Source organism: Aquitalea palustris (genome assembly GCF_003693445.1).
Lineage (GTDB): Bacteria > Pseudomonadota > Gammaproteobacteria > Burkholderiales > Chromobacteriaceae > Aquitalea > Aquitalea palustris.
Genome location: NZ_RFAR01000126.1, coordinates 1 through 949, shown reverse-complemented (window position 1 = coordinate 949; position 949 = coordinate 1). Strand labels below are relative to the sequence as shown.

The window sequence follows — 949 nt, the reverse complement described above, 5'->3', positions numbered from 1 at the left end:
TCGGTATTCCAGATGCCTTCCATCGCAGCAATCTTGGTTTGCTGTGATTCGGCCACGGTGTAGCCGGACTCATCGCCCAGCACAATCACCGACAAGGCCGAGGCAAAACCGAAGGCCGCGGCAATACGGAAGCTGCGGCGGGCAAACGGCAGGTCACGGCCTTTCAGGATGTACCAGCTGGAAATACCCAGCACAAAGCAGGCGGCCGTCACATAACCGGCGCTGACAGTGTGGACAAACTTGGCCTGAGCCACCGGGTTGAACACGATGTCCCACATCGAGCTCATTTCCATGCGCATGGTCTGGTAATTGAAATGCGCGCCCACCGGGTCTTGCATCCAGCCATTGGCAATCAGGATCCACAATGCCGACAGATTGGAGCCGATGGCCATCAGGATGGTCACCAGCAAATGCTTGCCGCGCGACAGCCGGTCCCAGCCAAAGAAGAAGAGGCCGATAAAGGTGGATTCCAGAAAGAACGCCATCAGGCCTTCAATCGCCAGCGGGGTGCCGAAAATATCCCCGACATAATGCGAGTAATAGGCCCAGTTGGTACCAAACTGGAATTCCATGGTGATGCCGGTAGTCACCCCCAGCGCGAAATTGATACCGAACAACTTGCCCCAGAAACGGGTCATGTCGCGGTAGATTTCCTGCCTGGTAATGACATAGGCGGATTCCATGATGACCAGAATCCACACCATGCCCAAAGTTAACGGTACAAACAGGAAGTGATACAGGGCGGTCACGGCAAACTGCAGCCGCGATATATCGACCAGTGCTTCATTCATGGTGCTAGCTCCTCGTGTTGCAGCCAGTGCGTGGCGGCCTTGGCCGGCACCACCGCCGGCCGTTCACGGAAAAAAACCGACCATAACAAGGTCAGTAAAATCAGTTTCACAATCAACACCCAGGCAATATCCCGGCGGTATTTCTTTTTGTCTTTCAT

2 protein-coding genes are annotated in these 949 nt (G+C 54.9%); both read right to left on the bottom strand.

Annotated features, from left to right (window positions below):
• A partial coding sequence (locus tag EAY64_RS19705; protein WP_199734500.1) for a cytochrome ubiquinol oxidase subunit I occupies positions 1-791 on the bottom strand: 791 nt, incomplete at its 3' end.
• Complete coding sequence (gene cydP / locus EAY64_RS20895) at positions 788-949, bottom strand: cytochrome oxidase putative small subunit CydP (RefSeq protein ID WP_158527783.1); 162 nt, start codon at positions 947-949, stop codon at positions 788-790. The genes cydP and EAY64_RS19705, both read right to left, overlap by 4 nt.

Excerpts from the sequence above, each read along its gene's own strand:
- cydP (WP_158527783.1), bottom strand. The coding sequence starts at position 949 with ATGAAAGACAAAAAGAAATACCGCCGGGATATTGCCTGGGTGTTGATT.